Genomic DNA, 24513 nt, shown 5'->3' with positions numbered 1-24513 from the left:
CTCTTAGAAAGAGGCAGAACGCTTGTAATCCTCAATAGCAGCGCGCAAAGCAGCTTCGTCATCCTTGCTCAAATCTTTGGTCTCTTCAATACGCGCAACTAAGTCAGCGTACTTAGATTTCAAATGATCTTGCAGGCCTTTTTCGAATGCCAATACGTTCTTCACTTCGAGGTCGTCGAAGTAGCCGTTGTTCACAGCGTAGAGTGAAGCAGCCATTTCCCAAACTTGGAGTGGCTTGTATTGAGCTTGCTTACACAATTCAGTAACACGACGACCACGCTCGAGCTGCTTGCGGGTTGCTTCGTCAAGGTCAGATGCGAACTGAGCAAACGCTGCCAATTCACGATATTGCGCTAAGTCGGTACGGATACCACCAGACAATTTCTTAATGACTTTAGTTTGTGCAGCACCACCAACGCGGGATACAGAAATACCAGCGTTAATCGCAGGACGCACACCAGCGTTGAACAAGTCAGTTTCCAAGAAGATCTGACCGTCAGTAATCGAAATTACGTTGGTTGGAACGAATGCAGAAACGTCGCCAGCTTGAGTTTCAATAATTGGCAATGCAGTTAAAGAACCGGTTTTGCCTTTTACTGCGCCGTTAGTGAACTTCTCAACGTACTCAGCATTTACACGGGCAGCGCGCTCGAGCAAGCGTGAGTGGAGGTAGAACACGTCGCCAGGATAAGCTTCGCGGCCTGGTGGGCGGCGGAGCAACAAGGAGATTTGACGATAAGCAACTGCTTGCTTGGTCAAGTCATCGTAAACAATCAAAGCATCTTCACCGCGGTCGCGGAAGTATTCACCCATGGTGCAACCTGCGTATGCAGAGAGGTACTGCATCGCTGCAGACTCAGAAGCACTCGCTGCAACAACAACGGTGTACTCCATCGCGCCCAATTCTGTGAGCTTACGAACAACGTTAGCAATAGTGGAAGCTTTTTGACCGATCGCCACGTAAACGCAATAAACGCCTTTACCTTTTTGGTTAATGATCGCGTCAACCGCAACTGCTGTCTTACCAGTTTGGCGGTCGCCAATGATCAACTCACGCTGACCACGGCCAATTGGAACCATCGCATCAATCGCCTTCAAACCAGTTTGTACTGGTTGGCTAACAGATTGACGTGCGATAACGCCAGGAGCAACTTTTTCAATAAAGTCAGTTAACTTGGTGTTGATTGGGCCTTTGCCATCAATCGGCTGACCGAGCGCATTTACAACGCGACCGAGCAACTCTGGGCCAACTGGGACTTCCAAAATGCGGCCAGTACATTTAACTGGGTCGCCTTCTTTAATGTGGGTGTATTCACCCAACACTACGGCACCAACAGAATCACGCTCAAGGTTTAACGCGAGGCCGATTGTGTTGTTTGGAAATTCCAACATTTCGCCCTGCATAACGCCTGACAAGCCATGAACGCGGCAAATACCGTCGGTCACTGAAATTACAGTGCCTTCGTTGCGAACTTGGGAGTCAACGCCCAATTCGCTAATTCGGCTTTTGATCAGCTCGCTGATCTCGGAAGGGTTGAGTTGCATTACTTACTCCTGGGTCTTATTTCGTATGTTCTTAATAGGGATCACTTATGCGCCAAGACTTGCTTGCATTTGAGCTAACTGGGCCTTAACTGAACTATCCATTACTTCATCGCCAACTTGAATGCGAACTCCGCCAATCAATGCTGGGTCAACTTGAATAGTTGGGCGCAATTCTTTACCCCCAAAGCGCTTCTTCAAACTTGACAACAAATCATTTAACGCAGAACCCTCTAAAGGGAATGCGCTGGTAATGTTTACTTCTGCTGCGCCTTCGCTCTTGTTCTTCATTGCTTCAAATTGATTCGCAATTTCAGGAACGGCCGCTAAGCGGTGGCTTTGATTCACGAGATTTAAAAAGCTAGCCACTTTAGGATCGAGCTTGGTTTTCACAATGCCAGAAAGTAGCTTGCTCAAATCATCTGCGGATACTTTTGGGTTGTTTGATAAAGCAGCAACTTCTGGCAAAGCAGCAAGCTGTGCCAATTCGCTTAATTGCTCCAAACATCCAGCGAGCTCAGCCGGCTTGACGCTTTGAAAAAGCGCCTCCGCATAAGGACGTGCAATAGTGGCTAAATCAGCCATATCAAAGTTCTGCCTTTAGTTGGTCAAGTAATTGCCCATGAGCTTTTGCATCAACTTCACGACGCAAAATTTGCTCAGCGCCTTTAACAGCAAGCAGGGCAACTTCAGCACGCAACACTTCACGTGCGCGTGTAACTTGTTGAGCTGCATCTTGCTGCGCTTGAGAAATGATTCGAGCGGCTTCAGCTTGTGCGTTAGCGCGAATTTCTTCGGCTGACATTTGTGCACGTTTTTCAGCTTCAGCAACGCGTTGAACACCTTCTTGGCGTGCTTTTGTTAATTCTTGCTCAGCTTCATTGCTGGCTAGTGCGAGTGCTTCTTTACCGCGCTCGGCAGCAGCTAAACCATCAGCAATTTTGCTTGAACGCTCATCTAACGCCTTAACAAGCGGTGGCCACACAAAACGTGCAACAACCCACCATAAGACGAAGAAAACGATCATTTGCGCGAATAGGGTCGCGTTCAGATTCACGATATTCCTTTCAGTATTGTTGAGAACAGTTGGATGACCTCTTGGTCATCCACGCCAAAACAATTACTTAATAACTGCGAGCAGTGGGTTTGCGAAAGCAAACAACATTGCAACACCAACGCCGATCAAGAACGCAGCGTCGATCAAACCAGCCAAAAGGAACATCTTGGTTTGGAGTGGCTCCATCAATTCTGGTTGACGTGCACAAGCTTCGATGTACTTGCCGCCCATCAATGCAATACCTAAACAAGCACCGATCGCGCCGAGGCCGATGATGATGCCGATAGCGATTGCTGTGAAACCTTGAATGTTTGCGAGAAATTGTTGCATGTTGCTGACTCCTGAAGTTAAAGAGATAAGTTAAAAATAAAAATCTTAGTGATGGCTATGCGCTTGCCCGATGTAGACCAAGGTCAACATCATGAAAATAAAGGCTTGCAACAAAATAACCAAAATGTGGAAGATGGCCCAAGCTGATCCAGCAATAACATGGCCCACCAAACCGAACAGGGATAAATCAAAATTAAATGTCCACACACTACCTAGCAATGCGATCAACAAGAAAACCAACTCGCCGGCATACATATTGCCGAACAGTCGCATTCCCAATGAAACACCTTTAGCAAGATATTCGATGATATTCAAAGCAAGGTTAAAAGGCGCTAAGTACCATTTCGCGCCGAATGGGGCAGAAATGAGTTCATGCAAGAAGCCGCCAAAACCTTTTACTTTAAAGCTGTAAAAGAAAACTAAGAGCAAAACAGACATGGACATGCCCATCGTTGCATTGAGGTCAGTTGTTGGAACAACCTTATGGTGTGGCACATGCACGCCAAAACTCTCGATGAAATGATTAACGCCCAAAACCCAATCAACCGGAACCAAGTCAAGGGTATTTAAAAGGATGATCCAAAAGAATACAAACAAAGCGAGTGGCGCTATAAAAGAACGGTCACCATGAACAATGCTTTTAGATTGTGTCTCAGCCATTTCCACGATCATTTCTACAAAACATTGGAAGCGACCTGGAACGCCTGGAGTTGCGCGGCGCGCTGCAATCAACAAAATAAATACAGTGAGCAAGCCCATAAGGGACGCCCAAAAAATGGTATCCAAATTGATGACGCTGAAATCAATAATTGAGCTTTGAGCAGACCCAGTATTGTTGAGGTTTTGTAAATGCTCAGAAATGTACGCTGTTGGCGTCATCTGCTCTACTGCCCCGTGGGCTTGGTTTACTTCGCTAGACATCTCTTAACTAGTCCTTTGTTTCAATCTCAATTGTCACTACTTAGCGCCACAACCACGCCAGCCACACACACTTCAGGGCAAGCAGGTAAGTCACCAACAAGGGGACCCAAAGCACGCCAGGGACGTAATAAGCAATCCCTACAAACAACATCAGCGTCACGACGATTTTGATAAATTCGCCAGAAACTAATGCCGCCAAAAAACTTCCTGGATTTAATCTTTGCGATTTTTTTGCTAATTCCAACCTTGCTAAAAACAGGGTTGAAGGCAAGACGCTAATTAAACCACCTAAAAAGGCCGACTGAGTATAAAGGCTTACCCCTACCGGCTCCCCAAAAATTGACCAAAACACCATGCTGATAGCCGTAATCAACACTTGGGCCAAAACAATTTTCCAAGGTGAAAGGGCGCGGTACTTTGTTGCATCGCTTTGCTGCAGCGCAACAATCTCTTCTTTGCTGTAGACCCGAATGACTTCTTCTTCGGGCTCATCCCATTCATTTAACTCGGAAAAGTGATTTTTTTGAGGAATCAATTTAGCCACGAAAGTTTAATGTTTGCACTGCAATATGTCAAAGGATTTGGGTACATTTTTCTGTATAACTTAAGACTCAATGCCCAACTTTTTTAACAAGGAATCAAGCTCATCAAATTGGCTAAAGCGGAGTATGAGCTCCCCGCCCTTACCTTTAAGCTTAAATTGAGCGCTTAAACCAATCAAATCTGCTATTTCTTGAGTCAAGCGCTGCATATCTGGATCTGAGCTTGGCGAAGGGCTGCTGGGCTTACTTTTCGCTTTTTTGTCGCCTATTTGACCGCCCGCAATCACTAAAGCTGCTGTCATACGCTCTGCTTCACGAACTGATAGTCCCTGGGCAGCGATTCTTTGGGCTAAAGCAACCTGGCTAGAGCCTGGCAGGGGTAAGATCGCACGGGCATGGCCCATATCTATGTCGCCAGCCAGCAGCATGGCCTGGACCGGCTTTGCTAGCTGAGCAAGACGCAATAAGTTGGTAATAGCACTGCGAGATTTGCCTACCGCTTTTGCTGCTTGCTCATGCGTAAAGCCAAACTCTTCAATCAATCTAGCTAAACCCTGTGACTCTTCAAGAGGGTTTAAATCCTCACGCTGCATGTTTTCTACCAAAGCCATTGCAGCGGCAGCTTGGTCATTAGCCCCAGAAACTAAAACAGGGACTTCTTTTAAGCCCGCAATAGTTGCTGCGCGAAAGCGTCTTTCGCCCGCAATAATTTCATACTTACCTGGTGAAACTAAACGCACCAACAAAGGCTGCATCACACCTTGCTCATGAATACTTTCTGCCAGCTCTTGTAGCGCGCCTGCTTCCATTTTTTGACGCGGCTGATATTTGCCTGCTTGCAAAGCGGTTAGCGGCAATCGATTGATATCAGTAGAAGAACTTGCTTGCTGAGTCTTTTCTCCAAGCAAGGCTTCAAGCCCTCTACCCAAACCTTTTTTCTTAATAGCAACCATGATCGTTATTTTTCTTTCTGGGAATTACATCTGTTTGATGCGCTCAACCATTTCGGCACCAAACTCTAAATAGGCTTTTGCGCCACGCGATGATTTATCGAAAGCTACACCAGGAAGCCCGTAAGAAGGGGCTTCGGCGAGTCGCACGTTGCGCGGAATAATTGTCTTAAACACTTTGTCACCAAAGTGCTCAAGGAGTTGATCCGAAACTTGTTGCTGCAAAGTCATGCGCGCATCAAACATCACGCGCAACAAACCAATGATGACTAAATCGGGATTCAAATTCGCGTGTACTTGTTTGATAGTGTTCACCAAATCCGACAAGCCTTCTAACGCAAAATATTCACATTGCATTGGAACGATCACGCCGTTTGCTGCGCACAATCCATTGAGTGTTAACAATGACAAAGCGGGTGGGCAATCAATCAAAATAAAATCATAATCATTCGCTATGTGCGCAAGCGCATCTTTCAAGCGCACTTCGCGCAAATCTAAATCGACCAGTTCAATTTCGGCACCAGCTAAATCGCGATTAGCGGGCAGTACGTCGTACCCAGAGCTTTCACAACGCTGCGCACATTCTTTGACTGACGACATACCAATTAAAACTTGGTAAACGCTTGTGCTTAAGTCTGCCTTTTCTACGCCAGAACCCATAGTGGCATTACCCTGAGGATCAAGATCCACCAACAACACGCGCTGTTGCAGTCCAGCCAAACCTGCAGCCAAATTAACCGCGGTAGTGGTCTTGCCAACGCCACCTTTTTGATTTGCGATACAGAATATTTTTGCCATAGCTACTTTTGGGTCTACTTAAGAGGTGAGGGTGGATTTTCTCACGGGGGATAACACCAAAAGGCGTCGCTCCACCGCTAAATTCGGAATATGCAGGGGCTCATCGGCGACCAAGCGCCAATCATCCATGGAAACATCTTTCATTTCATCGTCTGCACGCTTAGCTTTCATAGCAAATACCAAGCCATCGGGCTTTAAGAAGGGTAACGATAAGTCTAAGAAACGAGCGAGATTGGTAAATGCACGAGAAATCACCGCATCAAATTGTGCTGGTTGTTGCACTGCAGCATCTTCCACACGCTCACAGAGCACTTCAATATTTTTAAGTTTTAATTTTCCACGCACATGTTGCAGAAATGCCGTCTTCTTGCGGATGGCCTCAATGAGTGAAAGCTGCCACTCCGGCTGAACAATGGCAATAGGAATCGCTGGCAGCCCACCCCCGGAACCAAGATCTGCAATCTTGGGTGAGGGGCCCCTTAAAAACTGCCTTAATACTGGTAAAACCGCAATAGAATCAATTAGATGCAGCCTAATAGAATCTTTCTCGCCCTCAATTGCTGTGAGGTTGTGGACCTGATTCCAGCGCCCCATTTCCTGCAAAAATAGCTCTAGATCAGCAATATTGGTCGAGCTTAATTTGAGGCCAAGATCCTCAATTCCTAAAGCAAGGAGCCCCTCACTCATGCGTTTCTTGAGCGCGTCCCAAGCCCTTTTTCAGATGCACCAACAAGAGGGAGAGGGCTGCAGGAGTTACCCCTGAAATACGGCCTGCTTGACCCAAAGTTTCGGGCTTATGCAAATTCAGCTTTTGCTGAACTTCTTTTGATAAACCAACAACCTGCGCATAATCGAGCGCCTCGGGCAGCGGGAATGTCTCATTGTGTTCTTGACGAGCAATTTCTGTCGCCTGACGGTCAATATAACCCTGGTATTTGATCGAGATCTCAACCTGGTCACTGATTTGAGCCGCCAAACCAAGATCTTCGTCCAGAGTTTCAGGGGCCCAGATTCCATTACCCAAAGCGGTGACGGCCTCGTAAGTAACGCCCGGACGCCTCAACAACTCCGTTAAATTGCACTCGTGGGACAGGTCTTGTCCCAATAATTGGGAAACCAAGGCGGCTGCATCGTGTTTGGGGCCAATCCAAATGTCCTGCAAACGAGATGTTTCACGTGAAACAGCCTCTTGTTTTCTGCAAAACACTTCCCAACGATGATCGTCCACCAGGCCTAGCTCCCGCCCAATCCCTGTTAAGCGCATATCGGCATTATCTTCACGCAGGCTTAGGCGATATTCAGCGCGACTTGTAAACATTCGATATGGCTCCTGAACCCCGCGAGTAATCAGGTCATCCACCAAAACGCCAATATAGGATTCACTGCGCTTAGGTAGCCAAGGTTCTTTACCTTGAGCCGCCAAGCCAGCGTTAATACCCGCCAACATACCCTGTGCTGCAGCCTCTTCATAACCAGTGGTGCCATTTATCTGGCCGGCAAAATACAACCCAGCAATCACCCTTGTCTCGAGGCTGTGACGCAATTGGCGAGGATCAAAGAAGTCATACTCAATGGCATAACCCGGGCGAACGATCACCGCAGACTCCATGCCCCGGATACTTCGTACCAAATCCCATTGAACATCGAATGGCAAGCTGGTAGATATCCCATTGGGATAAAACTCATTCGTTGTTAAGCCCTCTGGCTCCAAGAAGATCTGATGGCTGTTTCTGGAGGCAAAACGATGAATTTTGTCTTCAATAGAAGGGCAGTAGCGCGGACCAACCCCCTCAATGACTCCGGTATACATGGGCGAACGGTCTAAACCACCCCGAATAATGTCGTGAGTCCTTTCGTTTGTATGAGAGATCCAGCAAGGAACCTGCTTGGGATGCTGCTCTGGACGGCCCAAATAAGAGAACACTGGCACAGGGTCTAAGTCCCCCGGCTGCTCCAGCATGACTGAGAAATCAATCGTTCTTCCGTCGATGCGGGGTGGGGTGCCAGTTTTTAGTCTGCCCTGAGGAAGCTTTAGCTCTTTTAACCTAGCAGACAAAGAAACCGCTGCCGGATCACCCGCGCGACCTCCAGCATAATTATTTAATCCAACGTGGATCTTTCCATCCAAAAAGGTGCCTGCAGTAAGCACAACCCTTTTGGCCATAAACTCTAGGCCCATTTGCGTGACAACGCCTTGTACCTCATCACCCCCAACCAATAGGTCATCAACAGCAGCCTGAAATAGACTTAAATTAGGCTGGTTTTCAAGACGACGTCGAATAGCAGCCTTATATAAAATCCTATCGCCCTGGGCACGGGTCGCTCGAACAGCAGGCCCTTTGCTGGAGTTGAGAATACGAAACTGAATGCCAGCCTCATCTGTAGCTGCAGCCATGGCGCCACCCATCGCATCAATTTCTTTTACTAAATGGCCTTTACCAATTCCACCGATGGAGGGGTTACAACTCATGGCGCCAAGATTTTCAATGCTGTGAGTAATTAATAGGGTGTCGCAACCCATGCGCGCAGATGCCAGGGCGGCCTCAGTCCCGGCGTGACCGCCGCCAACTACGATGACATCAAAACTTTTGGAATAACGCATGATTTGCCTCAGATAGGGCGATGATCATAGCATTTTGTTTGTTTCACGTGAAACAAAATACATCAAAAACCTCAGAAAAGGAGTCTACAATTTCTAAGTTATTGATTTAGTTGATGAAATAAGCATTCCAGGCTGACTTCAATATCAGAACGGTCACAATAACCAAAAAAGCCTTTCTGACAAAAGCGCTGCCATGCTTGATTGCGAGTCGACTGCCAAACTGACTGCCAACAATATTAGCAACCATCATTGCACAGCCAAGGGTCCAATTAATTTGCCCAAGACTCGCCAACATTAAGATGGCCGCTAAATTAGTCGCCACATTCACCAATTTTGTAGCGGCAGAGGCGTGCAAGAAATCAAAACTAAAAAAGCGCACAAACCCAAAAAGCAAAAAGCTACCAGTACCGGGACCAAAGAAGCCGTCATAAAAGCCAATAACAAGACCGAGCAACAAAGCCTTAAGTTGTTGATACGGACTCACTGCCTTTGGCGCATGAGCCTCACCTAGTGAAGGTTGAAACCAGGTATAGATTAATAAAAAAACCAAAACAAAGGGAAGGGCTTTTCGCAAAGGCTCTGCAGGAAAGTGACTCACAGCGCCTGCGCCGATAAGCGAACCTACAAAAGCCGCAACAATTGCCGGACCAACCAGCGCCCAAGGCAAAGAAACATGACGCAAATATTTGCGTGCAGCATTCAGAGTCCCCCCAACAGAACCCAGTTTATTGGTTGCAAGCAGTGTTGCGGGAGGAGCATCAGGATAGGCCGCAAACAGTGCGGGCACCTGAATCAAGCCGCCGCCGCCAGCCACTGCATCCACCAGCCCAGCAAAGAAGGCCATCGCTAAAAGCAGTGGCCAAATGTAAATAGAAAATTCGATGGGAGTCTCTTTTAATTAAATGAGTACGGCGCTTTTAAAATCCGCGCCGTACCAAAACCAAATAATAAAAGGAAATTAGTTTTTGTTTTTGAAGTGCGCGGTAATTTCACCAACAACGCCACGACGAAATGCTAAAACGCAAATCACAAAAATAAATCCGGTTGCAATGGTGCTCCAAGAGCCGATGTTTGCTAGATAGTTTTGCAGACCAACAACAATTCCAGCACCAACTACAGGACCAAGAATAGTGCCCATGCCCCCAAGCAAGGTCATCAACACCACTTCGCCTGACATGTGCCAATGAACATCAGTCAAGGTTGCTAACTGGAACACCAAAGACTTCATTGATCCAGCCAAACCAGCAAGGGCGGCAGAAATTACAAAAGACATTAACTTGAATCGATCAACATCGTAACCAAGCGAAATGGCGCGCGGTTCATTCTCACGAATTGCCTTAAGAACCTGCCCGAATGGGGAGTGCACTGCACGCATGATCACAGCAAAGCCAAACAAGAAAACGGCTAAAACGAAGTAATACATCGCAACATCATCTTTTAGGTCAATCAAGCCAAATAACATGCCGCGAGGAACCCCCTGAATGCCATCTTCTCCACCTGTGAATGGAAGCTGAACGGCTAAGAAGTAAACCATTTGCGACAAAGCTAAGGTAACCATCGCAAAGTAAATGCCTTGTCTGCGAATCGCGAGCGCTCCAATTAAAAAACCCAGAACGCCAGAACCCAAGACACCCAAGATAATTCCCAATTCCGGCGAGAGGCCCGCCTCTTTACAGAAGTACGCAGTAATGTAGGCAGCAGTTCCAAAGAAGGCGGCATGACCGAAAGACAGTAAGCCGGTAAAACCGAGTAACAAATTAAATGCACAGGCAAAAAGGGCGAAGCACAATACCTTCATTGCAAACACGAGATAAATAAAATCCTGGAATGGCAGCAGCAAGGCAATCAACACTAATATGCCGTAAAGCAATTTTGTTTTTGGGTTCATGTTTATTTCTCCCGCCCAAACAGTCCAGCAGGACGAATCAACAACACAATTGCCATGATCACAAAAATCACAACGCCAGAAGCCTCTGGATAAAAAACTTTAGTGAGGCCTTCAACAAGCCCCAAACCCAAGCCTGTAAGGATGGCGCCCATGATGGAGCCCATGCCGCCAATTACAACCACCGCAAAAACAACGATGATGAGGTTGGAACCCATGAGTGGGTTTACTTGGAAAATCGGGGCCGCCAATACTCCAGCAAAACCAGCCAAGCCAACGCCATAAGCGTAGGCCAAGGAAATCATTAGCGGAACATTAATACCAAAGGCTTGTAGCAATTTAGGGTTTTCAGTACCGGCACGCAAATAGGCGCCCAACTTGGTTCTTTCAATAACATACCAGGTGGAGAAACATACCGCCATAGAAATGACCACAACCCAGACGCGATACTTCGGCAAGATGATGCCGAGCGACTCTAAAGGAATCGCCCCCTGCAATAACTCCGGAGCTGGGTAGCTCTCACCAGAGATGCCATACCAATGACGGAACATGCCCTCAATAATGAGAGCCAAACCAAAAGTCAGCAACAAACCATATAGGTGATCAAGATGGTACAGGCGGCGCAACATTGTGCGCTCCAGAATTAAGCCAAAACCAGCCAGAACCAATGGAACAATAATGAGAGCAAACCAATAATTAATAGATAGATCAGGAAAGCCTAGCCATTGGCTAATCTGAGTTAAGCCAATCCACGCAATAAATGCGCCCATAGTGTATTGAGCACCATGTGCAAAATTAATAATGTTGAGAAGGCCAAAAATGATGGCCAATCCCAAGCTCAATATGGCATAGAACGAGCCATTAATAAGCCCCACCAAGAGCTGGGCTACCAGCCCTTGAGGGGTAATTCCGAGAAGTTCAAACATTCTTGATTTCTAAATTTCTTACTTATTAACTAACTTGCACTTCGATTGCGAAAGCGGCAAAGTTGCTTCAGCAGCCGGGATCGTCGCGCGCACATTGTAGTAATCCCACGGGCTCTTAGAGTCAGCCGGTTTCTTCACTTCCAACAAATACATATCATGCTCAAACTTACCATCCGCACGAATTTTGCCTTTAAAGAGGCCATCATCGATGTTGGTTGATTTAAGCGCCTTCATTACAGCTTGCGTATCGTCTGTACCGGCTTTTTGAACCGCATTCAAATAAGCAAGAACGGAGGAGTAAACGCCAGCCTGAACCATGGTTGGCATACGCTTGTGTTGCAAGATAAAGCGCTTGGAGAATGCGCGGGTCTTGTCATCCTTGTCCCAATAGAAGCCCTCTGTAAGGTACATACCCTGTGCGGCAGGAAGGCCCAAAGAATGCACGTCGGAGATAAACATCAATAAGGGAACAACCGTTTGCTTTTTGTTGATACCAAACTCAGAGGCCTGCTTAACGGTGTTGATAGTATCTTGACCGGCATTTGCCAAAGCAACTACATCTGCACCACTAGCTTGCGCCTTTAAAAGGTATGAAGAGAAATCGCTATTGGGGAAAGGGTGTTTGCTGGTGCCCAAAACTTTACCGCCATTAGCAGTCACAACAGCTGTCGCATCTTTCTCAAGTGCTGCGCCAAAAGCATAGTCAGCAGTAATAAAGTACCAATTCTTTTTGCCCTGCTTTACAACTGCCTTGCCTGTGCCATTTGACAGCGCATAAGTGTCATAAGCCCAATGCACATTGTTTGGTGTACATTTTTCATTGGTAATGGTTAAAGAGCCCGCGCCAGAAACCAAAGTAATCTTGTTCTTTTGTTCGGCAACTTCCATTACAGCTAAAGCTACGTTGGTTGAAACCAACTCAACAATAACGTCTACGCCGTCTTTGTCATACCATTCACGCGCTTTATTTGCAGCAATATCAGCCTTGTTTTGGTGATCAGCACTAACGAGCTCAATCTTCTTGCCAATCACTGTGCCATCTTTAGAAAAATCGGCAATGGCCATCTTTGCTGCAATTACCGCACCAGGACCAGCCAAATCAGAGTAAGTTGAAGAGAGGTCGGTCAATACACCAATCTTTACAACATCACCACTTACTTTTGATCCGCCTTGTGCAAACACTGGGTTTGAACCAAACATGGTGGCCGCAACCAGACATGCGGTTATTTGCTTTAACTTCATTACCGTCTCCTATAGAAATCCACTAAACACCAAGATACTCATTTAATAGAGTTGCTTTTTCAGCAAGCTCACTTTGTTTTACAACCTCAACAACATTTCCATGTTCAACCACATAATGACGATCAGCTAAGGGTGCGGCAAAACGGAAGTTTTGCTCAACCAACACAATCGTGAAACCTTTGTTGCGCAAACTCGTAACCACCTCACCAAGCTTTTGCACAATCACCGGCGCCAACCCTTCAGTAATTTCATCAAGCAACAGCAATTTGGCGCCAGTTCTTAGGATTCGCGCCATTGCCAGCATTTGTTGCTCGCCACCAGACAAACGGGTGCCAGGACTATTTCTTCTTTCATAGAGATTTGGAAACATTTCATAAATCTCATCCAAACCCATGCCGCCAGGAGCAATCTCCGGCAACAACAATAAATTTTCTTCGGTGCTTAGGCTTGCAAAAATCCCACGCTCTTCGGGGCAAAAGCCAACACCCAAACGAGCAATCTTGTAGGTTGGCATGGAGATGGTTTGTGTGCCATAAACCTCTACCGAACCAGTTCTTTTGCTGGTTAAACCCAGGATGGTTTTAAGAATAGTGCTTCTTCCGGCACCATTTCTACCAAGCAAGGTAACCACTTCGCCATCACGCACGGCAAAATTTACGCCGTGCAAGATATGGGATTCGCCATACCAAGACTCTAAATTTTTAACCTCTAGTGCCATGGTGCTCATAGGTTGTCTCCCCCATGACTTCCCATATAGGCCTCAACAACCAATGGGTTGTTTGAAACCTCATGATAAGAACCTTCAGCAAGAACCGAGCCTCGCTGCAAAACAGTAATGCGGTCAGCAATTGAAGAGACCACCTTCATGTTGTGCTCAACCATCAGAATGGTACGACCTTTGGCCACCCGATCAATCAATTCAGTAACGCGCTCAACATCCTCATGCCCCATGCCTTGTGTAGGCTCATCTAGGAGCATCAACTCGGGCTCCATGGCTAGGGTTGTGGCAATTTCGAGCGCCCTTTTGCGGCCATAAGCCAGGTTTAGAGTTTCTTGGTGGGCAAAATCTTCCAATCCAACCTCATGGAGGAGCTCTAAAGCACGCTCATTCAGCACCTTTAAAGAGTCTCCAGATTTCCAGAAATGAAATTCAGTGCCCAACCCTTGCTGCAGTGCAACACGAACGTTTTCAAGAACGGTTAAATGTGGAAATACGGCCGAAATCTGAAAAGAGCGAATGACGCCTCGCCTTGCAATTTGTGCGGGGGCCTCATTGGTGATGTCAAAGCCATTAAATAGAATTTGCCCGCTACTAGGCTCTAGAAATTTGGTCAATAAATTAAAGCAGGTGGTTTTCCCTGCGCCATTAGGCCCAATTAGGGCATGAATGGTTCCGCGAGTGACATCTAGATTCACGTCGGTGACCGCAGAAAACCCCTTGAAAGATTTCCCCAGTCCAATTGTTTTTAATATTGTTTCTTGCAATCTCATACCCTCTACCCCCTACTTGGGAGCAAGAATATGAGAATACCCCAAGATAGCTTGGCTATATATAGCAATAACCCTAAACAACAGGTGGCTACCGAAGAAAACTATTTGGAGACTTTTTTAAATTGTTGAATTGCTGATCGAGCCAACTCATCTAACACATCCACCGGGACTCGCTGAGCACCCTGCACAATCATGAGGGCATATGGCTTAGCAAGGGCTGAGGCTTCTGAACAAAGGCGCAGCTCATCACCCTCCGATGGAGATTGGCTGCGCCAGTAGTTGATGGCGGCCTCTAACTCTTGAATTGTTACAAACAACATGAAGATGCTTTTTACTTATCTTTAGTTGCGAGCATGGTGCCGCGACATTTTTTTGCGCCACAACGACACTCGTAATCTTTTTTCATTTGCTTGGTAATCTTCCCCTCAATATCGAGAGAGTAGTCATAAAACAACTCTTCCCCAACCTTGAGGGCGCGTTTTGCATAAACAAATACTCTTGGCTCGCCATCAAAACTGTCTTCACGGGTTTCACAAATGGGCTTGCAAGAATGATTGATCCAGCGCGCAGCATTACCGCCGTATTTCGCATCAATCACACGACCATCTTCTAATGAAAAATAAAAGGTGTGATTGGGGTCCTTGGGGTCGTGTGGATGACGCTTTTCTGCCAATTTCCAGCTAATGCGCTCACCTTTATATTCAATAATGGCTTGGCCTTTTTTGATCGGCTTAGCAACAAACACGCCCTTCCCATGAATGGGGGAGGATTTAACAACAATGGAAGATCTGTCCACTTTAGGTGGTTTTAATTTTTTGGATGTCATAAATTAAACGTCTAGGTTGCGCGCAATAAGGGCATTCTTTTCAATAAATGCACGACGAGGTTCAACCTCATCCCCCATTAATGTTGTAAAGACTTGGTCTGCAGCAATTGCATCCTCAATCTTCACTTGCAAAAGTGTTCTCGAACTAGCATCCATGGTGGTCTCCCACAATTGTGATGGATTCATCTCACCAAGACCTTTATAGCGCTGACGACTTAATACCCGTTCTGCCTCAGACAATAACCAAGCAAAGGCGGCCCTAAAGTCGCCAATAGTTTGTTCTTTTTGGTTTTTATCTGGGTCACCACGTCGCACTTTGGAGCCGGCCACCACCTTGCCGGACAAAACTGCCGCAGCATTTGCAAGGCTTTGATAGTCATCGCCATGAACAAAGTCTGAATTAATAGAGGATAGCTTCAGGTTCCCATGAATACGACGGGACAATAACAAACGGAAGCGCTCTGTGCGATCTTCTTTTTGCACAATAATTTCTGGGGGTAAAGCCAATGGATTCAGAGAATCCGCAAGCGCTTGTCTTAGTCGATCAGCAGACTCATTTGCTGATTTTTCTGTGTCAAGATTGAGTGGTGTACCAGAAGCAATTGCACGCAAAGCATCTTCATCAATCGTGCGTGACAAGCGATCAACAATGGACTGAATCACTTGATAGTGTTTTGCCAGCTCATTAAGCGCTTCACCCTCAATAACCTCACCAGAAGGTGTTTGTAAGGAGGCAGTTTCCAAAGCAATTTTTAACAACAACTGATTGAGTTCATTGTCATCTTTAATGTACTGCTCATTCTTGCCAAACTTCACCTTATAAAGCGGTGGTTGAGCAATATAGATGTGACCACGCTCGATCAACTCTGGCATCTGTCTATAGAAGAAGGTTAATAACAATGTGCGAATGTGGCTACCGTCAACGTCCGCGTCGGTCATGATGATGATGCGGTGGTAACGAAGTTTTTCCGCCTTATATTCTTCAATGCCAATGCCAGTTCCAAGAACGGTAATTAAAGTCACCACCTCTTGGCTAGCCAACATTTTGTCAAAACGTGCTTTTTCAACGTTCAGAATTTTTCCTTTTAAAGGCAGGATCGCTTGGAAGCGACGATCACGGCCCTGCTTGGCAGAGCCGCCCGCGGAATCACCCTCAACAATAAAGAGTTCAGATTTGGTTGGGTCTTTTTCTTGGCAGTCAGCTAACTTGCCGGGCAGACCAAGTCCATCCAAAACACCCTTACGTCTAGTCATGTCACGCGCTTTGCGTGCTGCCTCTCGTGCTCGTGCAGCGTCAACAATCTTGCCGCACAGAATCTTGGCATCTGCTGGGCGCTCTTGCAAATAAGCGCTTAAGGCTTCCGCAACAATTTCCTCAACAGGACCACGAACCTCACTAGATACCAATTTATCTTTAGTTTGACTAGAAAACTTTGGCTCCGGAACTTTGACGGATAAGACGCAGGCTAAGCCTTCGCGCATATCATCGCCAGAAATTTCTACCTTCGCTTTTTTGGCAACCTCATTTTCATCAATATATTTATTAATGACACGGGTCATTGCGGCGCGCAAGCCGGTTAAGTGTGTACCACCATCACGCTGTGGAATATTGTTAGTAAAACAAAGCACCTGTTCGCTAAAACTGTCATTCCACTGCATTGATACTTCAGCAGTAATCTGACCACCTAAATCAGATGGACGAACACCTTCAGCATAAAAAATATTAGGGTGTAATACGTTTTTAGTTTGGTTGATGTACTCAACAAACCCCTTCACGCCACCCGAAAAAGCAAAGTCTTCTTCTTGACCGGTGCGCTGATCAATCAGTTTGATGTGTACGCCATTATTTAAGAACGAGAGTTCACGAATACGTTTAACTAAGATTTCATAATGGAACTCTACGTTTCCAAAGATTGTCTCATCGGCTAAAAAGTGAACTTCGGTCCCAGAAAGCTCTGTGTCGCCCGTAACCGTAATCGGAGAAACTGCAACACCATTCTCTTCAACAATATTACGGTTTTGAATTACGCCGCGCGCAAACTCCATGTAGTGCGCTTTACCGTCACGGCGAATAGTTAACTTCAACCACTTAGATAGTGCGTTTACACAACTTACACCAACGCCATGTAAGCCGCCAGAAACTTTGTAGCTGTTTTGGTCAAACTTACCGCCGGCATGCAGCTCGGTCATTACGATTTCAGCAGCACTACGCTTTGGCTCATGCTTATCGTCGTATTTAATGCCTGTAGGAACACCACGACCGTTATCAACAATTGAGATGGAGTTATCTGTTTGAATCACTACTGTGATTTCAGAACAATACCCAGCCAACGCTTCATCAATAGAGTTATCTAGAACTTCAAAAACGAGATGATGTAAACCGGTTCCATCAGAGGTGTCTCCGATGTACATACCAGGACGTTTACGAACAGCTTCAAGACCCTCTAGGATTTGAATCGATGCAGCGCCGTACTGCTCTACTACTTTTTTTTCTTCAGTCATTTTTTTCTAAGTTAAATACGCATTGGCATCACAACATACTTAAAACTCTCTGAGCCAGGCAGAGTAATTACAGCGCTACTATTTGCATCACCCAAACTAATTTGAATTTTCTCATTCTTGAGGTTTGATAAAACATCTAATAAATAACTAACGTTAAATCCAATCTCTACAGCATCACCAGCATATTCAGTTTCAATCTCTTCTTGAGCTTCTTCTTGCTCAGCGTTGGTTGATTGAATAGTGATGCGATTTGGAGATAAAGAAAAACGAACACCTTTGAATTTATCTGTTGTCAAAATGGCAGCACGCTGGAGGGCTGATTGCAGGGCATCACGCCCAACCACTAATGAATTTTTCTGTCCTTTAGGAATCACTCGTTGGAAGTCTGGGAATTTGCCCTCAACCAATTTTGAAATCAACTCAATATCACCGAAAGAAAATTTCACTTGATTTGCAGTCAAACTAATTTCCAAAGACTCATCAGAATCTTCTAATAAATGTTGGCACTCTAAAATTGTTTTGCGAGGAATAATGATTTCTTGCTTTTGACCTGAGCCAGATGGCGCCTCAGCCAACTCAACCTGAGAGTAAGCAAGACGATGACCATCAGTTGCAACAGCAACAACCTCTTTACCCTCAATAACTAACAACATACCGTTTAGGTAATAACGAATGTCTTGCTGAGCCATTGAGAAATGTACTTGGCTAATTAACTGGCGGAAGCTCTTTTGCGACATCTTCCATGCGGCAGTCACTTCGCCAACACTTTGCATCACCGGAAACTCTGTCGCAGATAGGGTTTGCAAAGAAAAGCGACTCTTGCCGCTTTGTACAACCATTTTGTTATCTTTAAGATTTAAAGACACTGGGCCTTCTGGTAACGCACGCAAAATATCAAGCAATTTTCTTGCGGCTACAGTTGTTGTGACATCTTCTGCTCCAACACCAAAATTAGCATTGGTTGTTATTTGAATTTCAATATCGGTAGAGATAAATGAAACTTTCTCTCCAACTTTTTTAAATAAGAGGTTTGCCAAAATTGGCAGTGTGTGTCTGCGTTCAACAATTCCACTAACAACCTGAAGGGGTTTTAGTAGGCTATCGCGAGAAGTGTTAACGAGTTGCATTGCTTTTAAATCCTTGTATATATCTTAGTAGTAATAGTAATAAGGGTCTGAAATTCCGTGGATAAGTCAAAAACCCCTTACAAAACAACACTTTGAAGACTAAAAAACCTGTGGAAAACTCTTGTATAAGCACTGCATAAAAAGGGGATAACTTTTTATCAACACCCTATTTTTGCATGAAGCTGACTCTTTCCACAATTTATCCACATCTAATCCCCAAACTTATCCATAGGGTTGTCCACAGCCTTATCCACAAGCAAAAAACTAAGCCTTTAGGGTTTGCTCGATAACATGGATTTCATGATTTAACTGTCCATCATGTGCTCGCTCATCTGCAATCTTGCGAACGGCGTGTAGGACGGTTGTGTGGTCTCTGCCGCCAAACAATTCACCAATCTCAGGAAGACTTTTTTGGGTCAACTCTTTAGCCATAAACATCGCAATTTGGCGGGGCCTAGCAATATTTGCCGGACGCTTTTTAGAGTACATATCTGCGACCTTAATGCTGTAAAAATCCGCAACGGCTTTTTGAATATTTTCAACAGAGATCTGGCGATTTTGAATGGAAAGCAGATCCTTCAATGCTGTTCTGGCAACCTCAATAGTTACTTCCCGGCCATGAAAGCGAACAAATGCAAGAATCTTTCTTAAAGCCCCCTCCAACTCACGAACGTTTGAGCGTAGGTGTTTAGCTACAAAGAACGCCACATCCTCGCTCATAGGGATGCCTTCATTAATAGCTTTTTTCATCAAAATAGCTACCCGCATTTCTAGCTCCGGCGGCTCGATCGCAACCGTTAAACCAGAATCAAAGCGAGAGATAAGTCGATCATCTATGCCCGCCATTTCTTTGGGGTAGGTGTCACTAGTAATAATGACTTGGGCTTTATTGCTCAATAGGGCCTCAAACGCATAGAAGAACTCTTCTTGCGTTCTAGACTTCCCACTAAAAAATTGAATATCGTCAATTAACAATAAATCTAGGGAGTGGTAATAGCGCTTAAAGCGATCAAACGCCTTTTGTTGATATGCGCGAACCACGTCTGAAACGTACTGTTCAGCGTGAATATAGCGAATTCTGGCGTTAGGCTTCTCTTTTAGGAGGTGATTGCCAATAGCGTGGATCAAATGGGTTTTACCTAGACCAACCCCGCCATATAAAAACATGGGGTTATAAGAGGTGCCCGGGTTGTGCGCTACCTGAATTGATGCAGCCCTAGCCAATTGATTGGCCTTACCGGTTACAAATGTTTCAAAAGTAAGGTTTGGATTGAGCTTGGAGTGGTCTTCAATCTCAAAAGCGCTTTCCTCAACCGAAATGTTGGGTTCCACGACTTCAATCGAGATCTTTTTTTGTGCAGGCTCATCCGCGACCATTGTGGGTGCTGCACTTGCAGAGCTGCCTTCCACCGCCAAAGTAAAGCCTACATTAATTGGGCGCCCAAAGTACTGGGAGGCCAGTTCCTGGAATCGGTCCGCAAACGTCTTTTTAATCCAATCCAACTTAAAGCGATTGGGAGCGCCTATTGTTAGTGAGTCATCACTTTCAACAAAAGACAATAAAGTAAGGGGTTGAATCCATGTTTTAAACTGTTGGGGCGACAGTTCGCGGGACAAAATGCCGATAGCATCATCCCAAAACCCCAGTGGGCTAATTGAATTCAAGGCGGGAGGATTGTGTAAGTTGCTCATATTTTTGGAGGATCCATTGTAGCGATGCTCTAAAGTTATCCACAAGCAAGAAAAACGTGGAAAAGCTGTGGATAACTTGTGAATAATAAGAAAATCTTCATTTAAATTAATGATTTAAGTGAAATTTGAGAAAAAATAGAGAAAAACACCTACATATTCATCAAGATGGATTGACCTTTTGCTCTGCAACAAGGAAAATACTTGGTTTTCCAGGGATCGAACATGAAAAGAACTTACCAACCCTCAGTAACCCGTCGCAAGCGCACACACGGCTTCCGTATTCGCATGAAAACCAAGAGCGGACGCGCAGTTTTAAATGCTCGCCGTGCAAAAGGTCGCAAGCGTTTGGCTGTTTAATTTAGCCATTGAATAGCGCAAGGATTTCTGAATTACTAAAAACACGCCCCAAGACAAGTTTGTATTGGGGTATGTATATTGCATCTACTCAAGAAGGCCTTCAGCCTGACTTGGGTGTTGCGGTTGCAAAAAAGTTAGCCAAAAGAGCGGTTGATCGAAATCGCCTAAAGCGGATGATCCGCGAATTGGTTTGGATGGCTCAAGCCAACACATTAAATAAAGATGTTGTGGTTAAGCTCAAAAAACCAATTGGTCGCGAGACCCGAGGCAGACTCAGAAAAAAAGAAAAAGAAACTTTGCGCTCTCAGATTTCGGGGTTGCTTTAACGTGCGCGTTTTAAATAATGCGGCCATTAGGCTATTAAAGATTTATCAACTAGCCTTGAGTCCGTATTTAGGAATGCACTGCAAATACGTGCCCAGTTGTTCGCAATACGCTTGTGACTGCTTTAGTCACTATGGATTTATTAAAAGCTTTGGACTTACGGCGTGGCGCATTTTTCGCTGTAACCCCTGGTCACACGGCGGGTATGACCCCGCTTTAAAAGAAACAAAACATCAACTTAAGTGAATGTAAATGGACTTTAAAAAAACAATTCTTTGGGCTGTATTCTCGATGTCGGGTCTCATGCTCTACAACAATTGGCAGGTTCATGAGGGAAAACCATCCTTGTTTGGTGGATCTCCAGCTGTTGTTGCTTCATCAAACGATAAGGCGACACCACCCAAGGTTGATACCCCGGCGGCAATAGCAGGCACACCCATTACCCAGGCGCCTAACTCCAAAGCAATAACAGGCGAGAATGCTGAAAAATTTGTTTTGTCTAACGACCTTCTCTCGTTGGAGATAAGCTCTGCAGGCGCAAACGTCGTTGGTGCGAAATTATTAAAAGAACTAACCCCAGATCAAAAACCAGTAGAAATTTTCCAACATACACCTACCCACACCTATGTAGCTCGCTCGGGTTTGGTGGCTGTTGGTAATGCGGATTTGCCCAACCACACCAGCACATTTAAGCTTGACCGCTCAGGTAAAGACGAGTCTGGTAGACCGTTTTTGGTTCTTTCCGCCGAGCGTAACGGTGTGAAACTAGAAAAAACATTTCTCCTGAATCCTCAAAGTTACGATGTTTATGTTGGGCATCGGGTTACACAGGTGGCAGCAAATGGAGCTCCACTGAGTTTGTATACAGAGATTGTGCGAGATGGCTCCCAGGAGCAAAAAATTGGACCTTTTGGAGGTGCTTTTTCTGCAAGCACTTTTACTGGGCCAGCAATTTATACCGATGGGGATAAGTTTAAAAAGGTCCCATTTACAGATATGGAGAAAAATAAATTTACTGCACCCGCACAGGTATCGGCCGGACAGCCTGGCTGGGTTGCTATGGTTCAACACTACTTCGCTAGTGCATGGATTCCAGATGACAAATTGCCGCGAGATATTTACTCAGGAAAAATCGATAGTGATTTGTACCGAGTCGGAATGCAGACACAATTAGGCGCAATTCCAGCTGGAACCACATTAATCGCTAATGCGCAGTTATTTGTTGGTCCACAAGAAGAGCGCATGTTGGAAACTATAGCACCTGGACTGGAGCTGCTTAAAGACTATGGCTATCTAACTATTCTGGCCAAACCTATTTTTTGGTTGCTGGAGCACATTCACAATATTGCTGGTAACTGGGGTTGGTCTATTATTTTATTAACCATCTTAATTAAGTTGGTGTTCTTCCCCTTATCTGCTGCAAGCTATAAGTCAATGGCCCGCATGAAGGAAGTGCAGCCACGCTTGGCGGCTATGAAGGAGCAGTACAAGGGCGAACCACAAAAACTCAATCAAGCCATGATGGAGATGTATCGCAAGGAAAAGATCAATCCACTGGGTGGTTGCTTACCAGTGGTGATTCAGATCCCAGTATTTATTTCTTTGTATTGGGTGTTGTTGTCTTCGGTAGAGATGCGTGGAGCCCCATGGGTATTGTGGATTCACGACCTTTCAGTTCCTGACCCTTACTACATCTTGCCAGTCATCATGGCGGTTTCGATGTTTGTCCAAACCAAGTTGAACCCAACGCCACCAGACCCAATTCAGGCAAAAGTCATGATGTACATGCCAATTGTGTTTTCAATCATGTTCTTCTTCTTCCCCGCTGGCCTAGTCTTGTATTGGGTTACCAACAATCTTCTCTCGATTGCGCAGCAGTGGCAGATTAACCAAATGTTTGGAAAAAAGCCCGCTAAGTAATTTGCGCGCTGCATAAAAGTTTGTAATAAGTAGACAGCAATGATGACGAGAAAATTGCCTATCATTGCTGTCGCAACCGCGTCAGGCAAGGCTGGTGTGGGCGTTGTTCGAATCAGCGGACAAAACTTGAATGGCCTTACAACCACCCTCTTTCAAAAAAAACTATCCCCAAGGCAGGCAAACTTATTAACGCTATGTGACGCACATGGCCAGGCTATCGATCAACTCATTGCCATTTACTTTGTTGGCCCCGCTTCATTCACGGGCGAAGATGTTTTAGAGCTTCAGTGTCATGGCGGTCCACAACTGCTTGAGTTGGTTATGAAGCGTTGTCTTGAGTTGGGCAAGGATGATGGCCTGGTTATTGCTGAGCCGGGAGAATTTACTTTACGTGCTTACTTAAATAATAAGATTGATTTAACTCAGGCCGAAGCGATTGCTGATTTGATTGACGCACAAAGCGAAGCGGCTGTTCGTGGCGCTGCCCGCTCGTTGCAGGGTGCATTTTCTGATGACATCAATAACTTAATTGAGGAAATCACCCAACTCAGAATATTGGTTGAGTCGACCCTAGACTTCCCTGAGGAAGAAATCGAATTCTTAGAAAATGCTCAGGCCCGAGAACGCTTGACCGCCGTTAAAGAAAAATTACAAGCCTTGCGCACTGGCGCAAAGCAGGGAAAAATCTTGCGCGATGGGATTCAGCTGGTGTTGGCTGGAGCGCCTAACGTTGGAAAAAGCTCTCTGCTCAATCGTTTGGCCGGTGAAGAGGTGGCTATTGTTACCCCTATTGCAGGAACCACCCGAGATCGAGTTAAAGAAAGCATCACGATTGATGGCGTTCCGATGCACATTATTGATACGGCTGGTCTGCGTGACACAACCGATGTTGTAGAGGCAAAAGGCATTGAACGGTCTTGGGATTCGATCCGCCTGGCTGATTTAGTGATTTTTCTGACTGATGCCCAGTCAACCCCCCAGCAGGACGACCTAAAAACCCAGATTTTGAAAGAATTACCCCCTAAATGCGCCGTTCTTGAGCTTGTGAATAAGTCAGATTTACTTCAAGAGCCACCCAAAACAGCCTCTGGCGAAGCGCTATTGATTTCTGCCAAAACGGGCGCTGGAATAGAGCAGCTAAAACAGAAGATTCTGGAGTTGGTAGGCTGGGCCGGCCCACAAGAAGGCGCAATTTTGGCCCGTAGAAGGCATTTAGATTGCATAGAGCGAGCTGCCGAACATATTGAAAAATCAGAACAATTCGCAGCAAATGGTAATAATTCGCTTGAATTGTTTGCAGAAGAGCTCTCTTTAGCCCAAAAACACCTCGGTGAAATTACCGGAAAACTGCTTCCAGATGACCTTTTGGGGAAAATCTTCAGCCAATTTTGTATTGGCAAATAGAGGGTTTACGCCGTGACGGCCTGAAGGGAAAAATTCATCCAAAATGATAAAATTGCAGGATTAAAAAATTCAATT

26 protein-coding genes are annotated in these 24513 nt (G+C 45.6%); 5 read left to right on the top strand and 21 right to left on the bottom strand.

Going from position 1 to position 24513, the window contains the following annotated elements; all coding sequences use genetic code 11:
* Positions 1 to 3 precede the first annotated feature (3 nt).
* The 21 genes from atpA to dnaA form a co-directional block, all read right to left on the bottom strand.
* The gene (gene atpA / locus ICN18_RS02730) at positions 4 to 1545 is read right to left on the bottom strand and encodes a F0F1 ATP synthase subunit alpha (protein WP_215348165.1); all 1542 of its coding nucleotides are present in this window, start codon (positions 1543 to 1545) and stop codon (positions 4 to 6) included.
* Between the two features lie 45 nt (positions 1546 to 1590).
* Complete coding sequence (locus ICN18_RS02725) at positions 1591 to 2127, bottom strand: F0F1 ATP synthase subunit delta (protein ID WP_216189006.1); 537 nt, start codon at positions 2125 to 2127, stop codon at positions 1591 to 1593.
* Position 2128: 1 nt separating this feature from the next.
* On the bottom strand, positions 2129 to 2599 hold the full coding sequence (locus ICN18_RS02720) for a F0F1 ATP synthase subunit B (protein WP_128112914.1): 471 nt from the start codon (positions 2597 to 2599) through the stop codon (positions 2129 to 2131).
* A gap of 63 nt (positions 2600 to 2662) precedes the next feature.
* A complete protein-coding gene (gene atpE, locus ICN18_RS02715; RefSeq protein ID WP_012357116.1) occupies positions 2663 to 2929 on the bottom strand; it encodes a F0F1 ATP synthase subunit C in 267 nt (88 codons plus the stop codon).
* A 45-nt stretch (positions 2930 to 2974) separates the two neighbouring features.
* Positions 2975 to 3850: a F0F1 ATP synthase subunit A gene (gene atpB / locus ICN18_RS02710; protein ID WP_216189005.1), complete on the bottom strand. Its 876-nt coding sequence runs from the start codon at positions 3848 to 3850 to the stop codon at positions 2975 to 2977.
* A gap of 40 nt (positions 3851 to 3890) precedes the next feature.
* On the bottom strand, positions 3891 to 4394 hold the full coding sequence (locus tag ICN18_RS02705; RefSeq protein ID WP_369411852.1) for an ATP synthase subunit I: 504 nt from the start codon (positions 4392 to 4394) through the stop codon (positions 3891 to 3893).
* A gap of 60 nt (positions 4395 to 4454) precedes the next feature.
* Entirely contained in the window at positions 4455 to 5345 is an 891-nt protein-coding gene (locus tag ICN18_RS02700) for a ParB/RepB/Spo0J family partition protein (protein ID WP_216189004.1), read from the bottom strand.
* Positions 5346 to 5369: 24 nt separating this feature from the next.
* Positions 5370 to 6140, bottom strand: coding sequence for a ParA family protein (locus ICN18_RS02695; RefSeq protein ID WP_216189003.1), 771 nt, complete (start codon positions 6138 to 6140; stop codon positions 5370 to 5372).
* An 18-nt stretch (positions 6141 to 6158) separates the two neighbouring features.
* The gene (gene rsmG, locus ICN18_RS02690; RefSeq protein WP_216189002.1) at positions 6159 to 6827 is read right to left on the bottom strand and encodes a 16S rRNA (guanine(527)-N(7))-methyltransferase RsmG; all 669 of its coding nucleotides are present in this window, start codon (positions 6825 to 6827) and stop codon (positions 6159 to 6161) included.
* On the bottom strand, positions 6820 to 8742 hold the full coding sequence (mnmG, locus tag ICN18_RS02685) for a tRNA uridine-5-carboxymethylaminomethyl(34) synthesis enzyme MnmG (protein ID WP_216189001.1): 1923 nt from the start codon (positions 8740 to 8742) through the stop codon (positions 6820 to 6822). Before mnmG ends, rsmG begins: the two co-directional genes overlap by 8 nt.
* Before the next feature lie 106 nt (positions 8743 to 8848).
* Positions 8849 to 9586, bottom strand: a complete 738-nt coding sequence (locus tag ICN18_RS02680) for a TSUP family transporter (protein WP_216189000.1) — start codon at positions 9584 to 9586, stop codon at positions 8849 to 8851.
* 114 nt (positions 9587 to 9700) lie between these two features.
* On the bottom strand, positions 9701 to 10630 hold the full coding sequence (locus tag ICN18_RS02675) for a branched-chain amino acid ABC transporter permease (RefSeq protein ID WP_216188999.1): 930 nt from the start codon (positions 10628 to 10630) through the stop codon (positions 9701 to 9703).
* 2 nt (positions 10631 to 10632) lie between these two features.
* On the bottom strand, positions 10633 to 11553 hold the full coding sequence (locus ICN18_RS02670; RefSeq protein ID WP_216188998.1) for a branched-chain amino acid ABC transporter permease: 921 nt from the start codon (positions 11551 to 11553) through the stop codon (positions 10633 to 10635).
* An 18-nt stretch (positions 11554 to 11571) separates the two neighbouring features.
* Complete coding sequence (locus ICN18_RS02665) at positions 11572 to 12795, bottom strand: ABC transporter substrate-binding protein (protein WP_216188997.1); 1224 nt, start codon at positions 12793 to 12795, stop codon at positions 11572 to 11574.
* A 22-nt stretch (positions 12796 to 12817) separates the two neighbouring features.
* Positions 12818 to 13522: an ABC transporter ATP-binding protein gene (locus ICN18_RS02660; RefSeq protein ID WP_216188996.1), complete on the bottom strand. Its 705-nt coding sequence runs from the start codon at positions 13520 to 13522 to the stop codon at positions 12818 to 12820.
* Positions 13519 to 14286: an ABC transporter ATP-binding protein gene (locus tag ICN18_RS02655; protein WP_216188995.1), complete on the bottom strand. Its 768-nt coding sequence runs from the start codon at positions 14284 to 14286 to the stop codon at positions 13519 to 13521. The genes ICN18_RS02660 and ICN18_RS02655 overlap by 4 nt, the downstream gene beginning before the upstream one ends.
* Positions 14287 to 14387: 101 nt before the next feature.
* A complete protein-coding gene (locus ICN18_RS02650) occupies positions 14388 to 14606 on the bottom strand; it encodes a DUF3717 domain-containing protein (RefSeq protein ID WP_216188994.1) in 219 nt (72 codons plus the stop codon).
* Positions 14607 to 14617: 11 nt separating this feature from the next.
* Complete coding sequence (locus tag ICN18_RS02645; RefSeq protein WP_216188993.1) at positions 14618 to 15112, bottom strand: SET domain-containing protein; 495 nt, start codon at positions 15110 to 15112, stop codon at positions 14618 to 14620.
* A 3-nt stretch (positions 15113 to 15115) separates the two neighbouring features.
* Complete coding sequence (gyrB, locus tag ICN18_RS02640) at positions 15116 to 17614, bottom strand: DNA topoisomerase (ATP-hydrolyzing) subunit B (protein ID WP_216188992.1); 2499 nt, start codon at positions 17612 to 17614, stop codon at positions 15116 to 15118.
* An 11-nt stretch (positions 17615 to 17625) separates the two neighbouring features.
* A complete protein-coding gene (dnaN, locus tag ICN18_RS02635; RefSeq protein WP_216188991.1) occupies positions 17626 to 18741 on the bottom strand; it encodes a DNA polymerase III subunit beta in 1116 nt (371 codons plus the stop codon).
* 264 nt (positions 18742 to 19005) lie between these two features.
* Positions 19006 to 20433, bottom strand: coding sequence for a chromosomal replication initiator protein DnaA (dnaA, locus tag ICN18_RS02630; protein ID WP_255532047.1), 1428 nt, complete (start codon positions 20431 to 20433; stop codon positions 19006 to 19008).
* 222 nt (positions 20434 to 20655) lie between these two features.
* Here dnaA and rpmH point away from each other — a divergent pair, with 222 nt between their 5' ends.
* From rpmH to mnmE, 5 genes are read left to right on the top strand one after another with little or no spacing between them, the layout of a single operon-like run.
* A complete protein-coding gene (rpmH, locus tag ICN18_RS02625) occupies positions 20656 to 20790 on the top strand; it encodes a 50S ribosomal protein L34 (protein ID WP_011903922.1) in 135 nt (44 codons plus the stop codon).
* Between the two features lie 8 nt (positions 20791 to 20798).
* A complete protein-coding gene (gene rnpA / locus ICN18_RS02620) occupies positions 20799 to 21116 on the top strand; it encodes a ribonuclease P protein component (RefSeq protein WP_255532046.1) in 318 nt (105 codons plus the stop codon).
* A complete protein-coding gene (gene yidD, locus ICN18_RS02615; RefSeq protein ID WP_216859961.1) occupies positions 21013 to 21360 on the top strand; it encodes a membrane protein insertion efficiency factor YidD in 348 nt (115 codons plus the stop codon). The genes rnpA and yidD overlap by 104 nt, the downstream gene beginning before the upstream one ends.
* 6 nt (positions 21361 to 21366) lie before the next feature.
* Positions 21367 to 23034, top strand: coding sequence for a membrane protein insertase YidC (gene yidC / locus ICN18_RS02610; RefSeq protein WP_216188989.1), 1668 nt, complete (start codon positions 21367 to 21369; stop codon positions 23032 to 23034).
* Between the two features lie 42 nt (positions 23035 to 23076).
* Positions 23077 to 24438, top strand: a complete 1362-nt coding sequence (mnmE, locus tag ICN18_RS02605; RefSeq protein WP_216189444.1) for a tRNA uridine-5-carboxymethylaminomethyl(34) synthesis GTPase MnmE — start codon at positions 23077 to 23079, stop codon at positions 24436 to 24438.
* The last annotated feature ends 75 nt before the right edge of the window (positions 24439 to 24513 follow it).

The sequence above is a fragment of the Polynucleobacter parvulilacunae genome (genome assembly GCF_018881715.1).
GTDB classification, from domain to species: Bacteria; Pseudomonadota; Gammaproteobacteria; order Burkholderiales; family Burkholderiaceae; genus Polynucleobacter; species Polynucleobacter parvulilacunae.
This window is presented reverse-complemented; position numbering and strand designations above follow the sequence as displayed.

What these genes read in the sequence shown, in the direction of transcription:
- atpA (WP_215348165.1), bottom strand. Translation starts at nt 1,545, where the DNA reads ATGCAACTCAACCCTTCCGAGATCAGCGAGCTGATCAAAAGCCGAATT.
- ICN18_RS02725 (WP_216189006.1), bottom strand. Translation starts at nt 2,127, where the DNA reads ATGGCTGATTTAGCCACTATTGCACGTCCTTATGCGGAGGCGCTTTTT.
- atpE (WP_012357116.1), bottom strand. Translation starts at nt 2,929, where the DNA reads ATGCAACAATTTCTCGCAAACATTCAAGGTTTCACAGCAATCGCTATC.
- atpB (WP_216189005.1), bottom strand. Translation starts at nt 3,850, where the DNA reads ATGTCTAGCGAAGTAAACCAAGCCCACGGGGCAGTAGAGCAGATGACG.
- ICN18_RS02700 (WP_216189004.1), bottom strand. Translation starts at nt 5,345, where the DNA reads ATGGTTGCTATTAAGAAAAAAGGTTTGGGTAGAGGGCTTGAAGCCTTG.
- ICN18_RS02695 (WP_216189003.1), bottom strand. Translation starts at nt 6,140, where the DNA reads ATGGCAAAAATATTCTGTATCGCAAATCAAAAAGGTGGCGTTGGCAAG.
- rsmG (WP_216189002.1), bottom strand. Translation starts at nt 6,827, where the DNA reads ATGAGTGAGGGGCTCCTTGCTTTAGGAATTGAGGATCTTGGCCTCAAA.
- mnmG (WP_216189001.1), bottom strand. Translation starts at nt 8,742, where the DNA reads ATGCGTTATTCCAAAAGTTTTGATGTCATCGTAGTTGGCGGCGGTCAC.
- ICN18_RS02680 (WP_216189000.1), bottom strand. Translation starts at nt 9,586, where the DNA reads ATGGCCTTCTTTGCTGGGCTGGTGGATGCAGTGGCTGGCGGCGGCGGC.
- ICN18_RS02675 (WP_216188999.1), bottom strand. Translation starts at nt 10,630, where the DNA reads ATGAACCCAAAAACAAAATTGCTTTACGGCATATTAGTGTTGATTGCC.
- ICN18_RS02670 (WP_216188998.1), bottom strand. Translation starts at nt 11,553, where the DNA reads ATGTTTGAACTTCTCGGAATTACCCCTCAAGGGCTGGTAGCCCAGCTC.
- ICN18_RS02665 (WP_216188997.1), bottom strand. Translation starts at nt 12,795, where the DNA reads ATGAAGTTAAAGCAAATAACCGCATGTCTGGTTGCGGCCACCATGTTT.
- ICN18_RS02660 (WP_216188996.1), bottom strand. Translation starts at nt 13,522, where the DNA reads ATGAGCACCATGGCACTAGAGGTTAAAAATTTAGAGTCTTGGTATGGC.
- ICN18_RS02655 (WP_216188995.1), bottom strand. Translation starts at nt 14,286, where the DNA reads ATGAGATTGCAAGAAACAATATTAAAAACAATTGGACTGGGGAAATCT.
- ICN18_RS02650 (WP_216188994.1), bottom strand. Translation starts at nt 14,606, where the DNA reads ATGTTGTTTGTAACAATTCAAGAGTTAGAGGCCGCCATCAACTACTGG.
- ICN18_RS02645 (WP_216188993.1), bottom strand. Translation starts at nt 15,112, where the DNA reads ATGACATCCAAAAAATTAAAACCACCTAAAGTGGACAGATCTTCCATT.
- gyrB (WP_216188992.1), bottom strand. Translation starts at nt 17,614, where the DNA reads ATGACTGAAGAAAAAAAAGTAGTAGAGCAGTACGGCGCTGCATCGATT.
- dnaN (WP_216188991.1), bottom strand. Translation starts at nt 18,741, where the DNA reads ATGCAACTCGTTAACACTTCTCGCGATAGCCTACTAAAACCCCTTCAG.
- dnaA (WP_255532047.1), bottom strand. Translation starts at nt 20,433, where the DNA reads ATGAGCAACTTACACAATCCTCCCGCCTTGAATTCAATTAGCCCACTG.
- rpmH (WP_011903922.1), top strand. Translation starts at nt 20,656, where the DNA reads ATGAAAAGAACTTACCAACCCTCAGTAACCCGTCGCAAGCGCACACAC.
- yidD (WP_216859961.1), top strand. Translation starts at nt 21,013, where the DNA reads ATGTTGTGGTTAAGCTCAAAAAACCAATTGGTCGCGAGACCCGAGGCA.
- yidC (WP_216188989.1), top strand. Translation starts at nt 21,367, where the DNA reads ATGGACTTTAAAAAAACAATTCTTTGGGCTGTATTCTCGATGTCGGGT.
- mnmE (WP_216189444.1), top strand. Translation starts at nt 23,077, where the DNA reads ATGACGAGAAAATTGCCTATCATTGCTGTCGCAACCGCGTCAGGCAAG.